Origin of the sequence: Aurantimonas sp. A3-2-R12, assembly GCF_036016755.1 — a bacterium.
In the GTDB taxonomy this organism is placed as follows: Bacteria; Pseudomonadota; Alphaproteobacteria; order Rhizobiales; family Rhizobiaceae; genus Aurantimonas; species Aurantimonas coralicida_A.
On sequence record NZ_JAYXIH010000047.1, the window covers coordinates 23,006 to 30,716 of the forward strand.

The following is a 7,711-nucleotide window of genomic DNA, read 5'->3' on the forward strand; positions in this document are numbered from 1 at the left end:
GCTGAAAAGCAACTCGATCAGACATTCGAGGTTGGAAAAATACTTATCAGCGCCGCTCTCGATCCAATCTGCTCGTGCAACGGGCTTCGCTCGACCGCCGTCGGAAAAAACGGGACTTTCTGTGGATGCACTCCGCCAGCCTTTACCATCACCCACTCCTATTTGAACAGTGCTTCAATATCGGCCATAGGCCGAAACAGCTTCATGGGCTGATCCTGAAGTGGCAAAAAACTCTCCCGCTCGTAAAATCTTCGGGCGTTCTCGTCTTTGGCATCAACGATGACTGCGAAAGGGGCGATTTCGCTCCGCGCTGCGCGATAGAGAGCATCGGCAAGGAGAAAGCGGCCATAGCCGTTTCCCTGCTGGCGTCGGTCAATTGCGAGACGACCGACAAGCGTCGCCGGAACCAGCGGGTATCGCGGCAACTTGCGCACAAGCTCCGCTGGCAGTTCCGTGAGGTTCACCGCAGTGGATGATAGCGTGTAGTATCCGCCGATCGCCTTGTCGGGCAGCACCAACACAAAACACGCCGCTATATGCTTTCTGACATCCTGACCGGCCTGCGTCCGAAAATATCGATCGAGCGTCTCGACCCCGCTGTCGAACCGAGATCGGTCATGCTGAGGTCCGAGCACCTCGACTCGCCATATTTCCTCGGAATCGCCATCCACGCGTCAGACACCGGTTCTCTGGCGATAGCGGCGCACGGTATCTCGCAGACGGTCGTTCACCGGCTGCGGGTTCATCAGCGCCTGCACGAAAGCCTGGCTGTCACGAAGCGACAGATCTAGGCGCTGATGCTCCTTGATCGCGCGGCGGGCGGCCTCCTCAACGCTCGTCAACACAAAGTCCGTCACCGTGCGGCCATGCAGCGCGGCAGCATGCTCTATCAGGCTCTTCTGGTCGGCCGTCACACGCGTCTCAAGACGCTCCCCACGGACCCGACCCCGAGTTGGTTTCATTACGGACTCAACCATCTTGATATCTCCTATACACCCAACGTACGGCCAATGGCCGGACTTTTCAAGGTTGAACGTCTATTCGACCCACGCACCCAGCACTCCTGACCACAGCTCACTCAATTCTCCCCCCTCCCCGCTCCGCCCGACACGGAATCCGTACCGCCATTTGCCCGCAAACCCAGCTTTCTGGTTTTGCGGATGCGGCCCGAATGAGAGTGAGAGTGCGGACGGGTTTGCCGTGACGGGTTGAAAGCCGGAGGAGAGGCCCTCGGCGCCCGTCGCGGAGAACCGCGATGCCCAGAAACAAGCGCAACGCCGGCGCTAAGCGCGATCGGACCAACCTCTATGACGAAATCACCACGAAAATCATCGGCGAGCTGGAGGCGGGCCGCCTGCCCTGGGTCCAGCCCTGGGCGACGGCGGCCGCCAAGGCACCGCTCGCCATGCCGAACAATGCCGCGACCGGCCGGAGCCATTCCGGCATCAACGTATTGATCCTCTGGGGCGCCGTCATCGAGCATGGCTTCCCCGGTCAGAGCTGGCTGACCTTTCGCCAGGCGCTGTCGNATTGATCCTCTGGGGCGCCGTCATCGAGCATGGCTTCCCCGGTCAGAGCTGGCTGACCTTTCGCCAGGCGCTGTCGCTCGACGGCAATGTCCGCAAAGGCGAACGCGGCACCACCGTCGTCTATGCCGACCGCTTCGTGCCGGAGGACGAGAAGCGCCGTGTGCGCGAGACCGGCGAGAACGCCCAGGCGATCCCGTTCCTCAAGCGCTTCACCGTCTTCAACACCGACCAGTGCGAGAACCTGCCCGAAGACGTCGCGACCGCCGCGCCGCCGGCGCCGGTCGGTCTGATGGAACCGCGCGTCGATGCGCTGATCGCGGCGACGGGGATCGACTTCCGCATCGGCGGCAACCGGGCCTTCTACGCGCACGCGCACGACTATGTGCAGGTGCCGCCGCCGCAGGCCTATTTCGAGCCCATAAACTGGCACCGAACGGCACTCCATGAGCTCGGGCATGCTTCAGGTCATTCTTCCCGGCTCGACCGCGACATGTCCGGCTCGTTCGGCTCCAAGAAGTACGCCTTCGAGGAGCTGATCGCCGAAATGAACGCGGCTTTCTGCTGCGCTTCGCTCGGCAACACCGCGATAGGGCCTACGCGCTCCGCCACGACGAAGGGACGGGGACTCCGTGGTGTGCGCAGAGGTCCTCCAAATCCTCCATCTCTTGTGGAGGCAAGGGGATGCCACCGGCAAGTCGGTCAGCGCGGAGCCGCCAGCGCCTTTCTCCAGGAGCCCGAGGAGGCGCTACACCTTCGCGCATCGGTAGCTCTCGGAGGCGCTGAACGAGATCGGCCAGTCTTGCTTCGAAAGCCTGCGCGCCGCCAGCCTGTTCCAGATCGATCGCGAGCATGAAATGCGCCGTGCCCTCCGGCGACATAGGAGCGGCCTCCTTCGACGCGACGAGGTCGGCATAAGCGCCACCCGTCAGGACGCCGGTCAATACCTCGATGGCGCTTAAGAGCGCAAAGCCACGCGCTCCGCCAAAAGCCAGAAGAAGCCCTCGAAGCGCTTCCTCGGCATCGGTCGAGGGATAGCCGTCGCGATCCTGCGCCATTCCGGGTGCGATCGTCTCGCCCGCTTTGGCGGCACGCACGATATTCTGACGTGAGGTGACGCTCAACGCGAGGTCGAGCTCGAACATGCCGCCGCCCGCATAGGGGGCGGAGATCGCAAGGGGATCGTTGCTGAACAGCGGGCGCAATGCGCCTTCGGGCCCGACCATGATCTGCCCGTTCGACGTGACCACGCCCAGCATGGCGGAGGCCGCGATACGCGAGGCGTAGTAACCGGCAAAGCCGAAATGATTCGAGTTGCGCACGAGTGCGACGGAAACGCCGTGGGCGCGCGCTTGCGCGACAACGGCATCGGCAGCACACGCACCCACATAGTGTCCGATCCCGTTCCCGCCGTCTATGCGCAGGATCGCGCCGCGTTTCTCCACGACCGGCTCCGCGTGAACAACGACCCCGCCCGCTGCGACGCGCGCCAGATATGGGCGCAGCCGCCGTAATCCATGAGTTTCGACGCCGCGCAGGTGCGCCTCTACCATGTGGTCCGCCATCGCGAAGGCCGCCGCGCCCCCGGCCCCGGCGGCCTTCGCGCATGCGACGACCACGCCGCGTAGCTCCCTACTGTCGACGAGGCTAGCATTTGGTGATCTGGGCGTCGGCATGCTTTGCTCCTGTGGCGCGAGCGTTGGTGCGCGGATGAACGCTCCGACGCTCGTCTTCGGGATCAAGCCGCGGAAGTCGGCTCCATCCACCGCGAGCCGGCGTCCTCGGCCAATGCGAAGGCCTTCGTGCCGGCATCGACGACGCCCGAGTAGCGCGAGAAGAACAGATGACCATCGACCGGTGCGATCAGCTGCTCGACCTCCTTCAGCGTCGCCATGTCGATGATGCGGCCGAGGACCGTCCCTTTCGCGACCGGGCGCCCGAGTTCGCCCGGGCTCTGGAAGAGAGATTCCAGGAAGCCTCCACGCGTGGGATTCGCTTCGGTACGCGCTGCGCTGGTAAAGTAGATCTGCCGCGGCGGGGACAGGACCGGCTCCGGGAGCATCCCAAGCCCGCGCATGACGTTGAGATATCCCTCGACGCCGGCGTCCATGTAGGCCGCGTGATCCTGCGGAGCGAGATACACGCCCGCAGTCTCGACGCCGAACGCGATCTTGCCGAGGCTGTTGGCATATCCGACGACAGAGCGCGGTATCGCGTTCTCGTGCACCATGACCGTTCCGAAGTGGCGCGCGTGCGAAAGGCAACGCTGCCGCAGCGCCCCCTCGCAGGCCGCATTGACGTCGACGCGGGACTGAAGCCGCCCGCCCGCTCCGCCGCAGTGATAGTCGACCACGATGTCGGCATGCCGTATGAGGCCGTCCGTGATCACATGCGCGATCATTTGGGTGAGATTTCCCCGTGCGTTGCCCGGAAAGACTTCGTGCAGATCGGTGTTGCCGTGTTGTTCGGGCGTCTGGCGGTTGAAGACGGCCATCGACGGCGGATTGCACACCGGAATAGCGCAGACGCACCCGGCCAGGGTTTGCGGGTCGATGGAATCGAGCAGTCGCCGGATCATCATGGCCGGAACGGTTTCGTCCCCGTGGATCGTCGCCGTGAGAGCCAGTGTCGGACCAGGCTTCGCTCCCTTGATCACATGCAATGCCAAAGCGAGATCGCCCACGAGCGTCGTCGTCACCGGCAGCTTGTAGAGCTTTCGCCCCGTCTCCTGCGCATCCCAGAGAGGTTCGTTTTCCATAGCGTTCTCCTGATAATCAAGGTCATCATCTGCGATGCGTTGCCCGCATTTCGGTAGTCCGCACGAGTGTTGTGAACACTCCAAGCGATTACTACTTGCGGACCTCCAGTAAAACCGCGCTGACGAGCGACACGGCTGTCAGTACGGTCAGCGCCAAGGCGATCGGCTGTGATAGAACGAACGGCACGATGGCGCCGCCCGACAGGGCGAGGGACTGCCGAAACCCTGTTTCCGCGATCGGACCCAAGATAAGCCCCAGAATGAGTGGAGCTGGCGAGAACCCAGACTTGCGCATGAGGTATCCAATCACACCAGCGCCAATCATCGTATAGACGTCGAACATATTACTGCCGAGCGAGTACGCGCCGACGAAAGACAGCATCAGAATGATGGGAACGAGTACTGCGTTGGGCAGGCGCGCGATCAGCGCCATGTAACGCCCGATCGACATACCGACGAACCCCATCACGATGTTGGCGAGCAGAAAGCCGTAGATCACCGTATAGGTAATGGATGCATTCTCGGTGAAGAGCGTTCGCCCTGGCACAAGCCCGTGCACGATGAGGGCGCCGAGCAGGATCGCTGCCGTGGCGCTGCCGGGAATGCCGAGCGTGAGGAGCGGAACCAGCGAACTGCCCGTGACGGCATTGTTTGCGGTTTCCGAGGCGGAAATGCCATGCACCGATCCCTTGCCGAACTCCGACTTGTCCCGTGAGAATCGACGCGCCTCGTTGTAGCTCACCCATGATCCGATGTCGGCCCCGGCCCCAGGCAGAATGCCGACGAACACGCCAATGAACGCGGAGCGCGCTATCGTGACGCGAATGGACTTGATTTCGGCCCAAGTCGGCAGAATGCGCCAGCGCTCAGTTTTCTTAACCTCGACGCGCTGCACCCGCGATTGCGCATTCTCGCACATGATAAGCGCCTGCGAGACGGAGAAGAGCCCGATCACGACGGGCACGAAATTGAACCCCCCCGTCAGATCCGAGAGCCCGAAGACGTAGCGCGGGAAGCCAGTATCCAGGTCGAGACCGACGGTGGACATCAGGAGCCCGATTGCACCGGCAATGAGGCCCTTCACCATATTTCCGCTCGCGAGCGTGCCGATGATCGTCAGGCCGAACACGGCCAGCATCAGGTATTCCGCCGGCCCGAACTTGAGTGACAGCAACGACAGCGGTGGACCGAGCAGGAGGAGTGAGAGCGCGCTGGCAACGCCGCCGCACACCGACGAGAAAGTCGCGATGCGCAAGGCCTTGTTGAACTCACCTCGCTGGGTAAGGGCGAAGCCGTCGGCCGCCGTTGCGGCCGAGGCCGAGGTGCCGGGCGTATGCAACAGAATCGCCGGAAACGAACCGGCGTAGATCGCGGCCGTGTAGAGGCTCATCAGCATGAGGAGGGCAGCTGTCACGTCCATGGAGAACGTGACTGGCAAGAGCAGAGCCACGCCCAGATTCGCCGTGAGGCCCGGCAGTCCGCCGATCACGATCCCGGCGAAGACGCCGATTAAGATCGCAGCCATATTGCCGAGGGTAAAGACGTTCGCAATATAACTCAGCTCCACCATCACCAGCTCCTATCGCCCAAAAAATGGAGACCTCTCGAGAGGAACACCGAGGAGGAGAACGAAGACGACGTAGATGAAAGCCAGCGAGCTGATCACGGCGACCGCATAGAGGAGACGCCTGTTTCCGGCGAGCGGAAAGAACAGCCCGATACACAGCGCGATCATGGCCGGGAAGTAGCCGACGAATGCCATAGCCAGGACGGCGAGGACGCTTGCAATTGCTACTAGCAATGGAAGCGCGAACGCCCTCGCCTCGAGGCGCCCTGTACCGACGTCGATCTCCGGCCCGACGAAGGAACGACCAACCATCAGGGCCGAAAGCCCGGCGATTGTTACGACGACCGTTTTCGGGAAATTGCCTGCAAGTTCCGGAAACCTGTCGGCCAAGAACCAGAACGGGATGCAGGCCAGGATGATGAGGCTGCCGATGATACGATCTGCCCAAGCCACGTCGTCTCAGATCCCAATTTGTTCTGGTGCTGCGATACAGCGAACCGGTGAGGCGAGCTTGATGAGAATGCCGTGACCGAAAGCAACGGCCACGGCTGAGACGAATGCGCGTCCTACCATCCCATCAGGGTTTTAACCTCGCCCTCGGTATCCGCGAGGAATTTCGCGTATTCCTCCCCCTCGATGATATCGAGAGACAGTCCAAGCTGCTCGGCGGCGTTGCGATGGGCATCGGAACTCAGGGTCTCTTTCAACGCTTTGATGAGTATCTGCTTCACGTCGTCGGGCAATCCGGCGGGCGCCGCGATGCCACGCGAGACCGACCAGACCTGGTCGAAGCCCTGCTCCTTGAAGGTCGGGACGTCGGGCAGGAATTTCGAGCGTTCGGGCGCCATTACGCCGATGACTCTCAACTCGCCCGCCTCGTGCAGCTTGATCACCTCACTGACGTTTGCCCCCAGAACCTGCACATGACCACCGAGCACCTGCGTCAGAGAGATCGCCGTGCTGGTGTTATGAATGACGTTGAAGGAAGCATCGGTCATCCTCTCCATCCGCATGATCGCGAGGTGATCGTCGCCGCCGAAGCCATGGGCTGCGATCGACAGCGCTTCCGCCTTGGCGGCTTCGATGACGTCGGCGACCGAATGGAAGGGGCTGTCGGCACTCACCGCCCACACGCAATAGTCGGTCACGTGATTCATGAGAGGCGTGAAGCTGGACAGGTTCTCCGACCGCGACATCTCCGGGTTGAGAAAACCGGCATAAATGTTCGGCACGTTGATGTAGCCGATCGTGTAGCCATCCGGCTGCGCGTTCGCGAGGGCGCTCCAACCGGTCCAGCCGCCGCCGCCGGTGATGTTCTCCACAGTAACCGGGTGGCCGATCGTCGCCTCCAGATCCTTGGCGAGCAGGCGCGCCGTCACGTCGGTGCCTCCACCGGCGCCGTAGGCGACTATCAGCTTCAGCCCCTCGTCCGGAAAAGCGTTGGCAACTTGTGGCGGCGCGAAGAAAAGCATTATCGCGGCAGCGATCGCGGCACAGGAACGGATAATATGTTGCATGGACTTCCTCCCGTTGCATCGTAAAGATCAGGCGGCACAACCGAAAAGATTGTGTCGTCGAAAGTGCGTCTAGTCGGGGTATTCCCCTCTTTTTTCAAGACGGTAATCAGCGGCGGTAATGCTGTCCAATCGTTAGATTAGAGCGGTCCAATAGGCAGAGCCGATGCCCAGCGCCATTAACTGGCTGAGACGGCTATGCGAATGGTCTCGGCGGTATTTCGTGCGACTCCGGTTGGTCGTGTCCGTCAACGTGGTGGAAATTGGGGTGTAACTGAAGCGGCTCCGTTTCAGGCGGCTGCGGTGGAAATGCGGACGGTTTCTGGCTTGGTGCCGGTGGCCATGA

At 62.0% G+C, this 7,711-nt stretch carries 7 protein-coding genes and 1 pseudogene; 1 reads left to right on the forward strand and 7 read right to left on the reverse strand.

The features are described from left to right. Positions 1-158 precede the first annotated feature (158 nt). Both VSX60_RS18860 and VSX60_RS18865 read right to left on the reverse strand, forming a co-directional pair. The gene (locus VSX60_RS18860) at positions 159-671 is read right to left on the reverse strand and encodes a GNAT family N-acetyltransferase (RefSeq protein WP_327625809.1); all 513 of its coding nucleotides are present in this window, start codon (positions 669-671) and stop codon (positions 159-161) included. A 3-nt stretch (positions 672-674) separates the two neighbouring features. Beyond that, positions 675-977 (reverse strand): type II toxin-antitoxin system TacA family antitoxin, encoded by a 303-nt coding sequence (locus VSX60_RS18865; RefSeq protein ID WP_327625810.1) that lies wholly within the window; start codon positions 975-977, stop codon positions 675-677. Positions 978-1,255: 278 nt separating this feature from the next. On the opposite strand from VSX60_RS18865, the pseudogene VSX60_RS18870 reads away from it, so the two are divergent. Beyond that, positions 1,256-2,106, forward strand: a pseudogene (locus tag VSX60_RS18870) (ArdC family protein); the annotation flags it as partial. A 16-nt stretch (positions 2,107-2,122) separates the two neighbouring features. Here the strand turns inward: VSX60_RS18870 and VSX60_RS18875 are convergent. The 5 genes from VSX60_RS18875 to VSX60_RS18895 form a co-directional block, all read right to left on the reverse strand. Next, the gene (locus VSX60_RS18875; RefSeq protein ID WP_327625815.1) at positions 2,123-3,202 is read right to left on the reverse strand and encodes an Ldh family oxidoreductase; all 1,080 of its coding nucleotides are present in this window, start codon (positions 3,200-3,202) and stop codon (positions 2,123-2,125) included. Between the two features lie 62 nt (positions 3,203-3,264). Next, complete coding sequence (locus VSX60_RS18880) at positions 3,265-4,284, reverse strand: succinylglutamate desuccinylase/aspartoacylase family protein (RefSeq protein ID WP_327625811.1); 1,020 nt, start codon at positions 4,282-4,284, stop codon at positions 3,265-3,267. Between the two features lie 91 nt (positions 4,285-4,375). Further along, on the reverse strand, positions 4,376-5,854 hold the full coding sequence (locus tag VSX60_RS18885) for a tripartite tricarboxylate transporter permease (protein ID WP_327625812.1): 1,479 nt from the start codon (positions 5,852-5,854) through the stop codon (positions 4,376-4,378). A 9-nt stretch (positions 5,855-5,863) separates the two neighbouring features. Then, positions 5,864-6,304 carry a tripartite tricarboxylate transporter TctB family protein gene (locus VSX60_RS18890; protein ID WP_327625813.1) on the reverse strand — a complete coding sequence of 147 codons (441 nt, stop codon included), beginning with the start codon at positions 6,302-6,304 and terminating at the stop codon, positions 5,864-5,866. Positions 6,305-6,417: 113 nt separating this feature from the next. Next, positions 6,418-7,368: a Bug family tripartite tricarboxylate transporter substrate binding protein gene (locus tag VSX60_RS18895; protein WP_327625814.1), complete on the reverse strand. Its 951-nt coding sequence runs from the start codon at positions 7,366-7,368 to the stop codon at positions 6,418-6,420. Positions 7,369-7,711: the final 343 nt, after the last annotated feature.

What these genes read in the sequence shown, in the direction of transcription:
- VSX60_RS18865 (WP_327625810.1), bottom strand. Translation starts at nt 977, where the DNA reads ATGGTTGAGTCCGTAATGAAACCAACTCGGGGTCGGGTCCGTGGGGAG.
- VSX60_RS18875 (WP_327625815.1), bottom strand. Translation starts at nt 3,202, where the DNA reads ATGCCGACGCCCAGATCACCAAATGCTAGCCTCGTCGACAGTAGGGAG.
- VSX60_RS18880 (WP_327625811.1), bottom strand. Translation starts at nt 4,284, where the DNA reads ATGGAAAACGAACCTCTCTGGGATGCGCAGGAGACGGGGCGAAAGCTC.
- VSX60_RS18885 (WP_327625812.1), bottom strand. Translation starts at nt 5,854, where the DNA reads ATGGTGGAGCTGAGTTATATTGCGAACGTCTTTACCCTCGGCAATATG.
- VSX60_RS18895 (WP_327625814.1), bottom strand. Translation starts at nt 7,368, where the DNA reads ATGCAACATATTATCCGTTCCTGTGCCGCGATCGCTGCCGCGATAATG.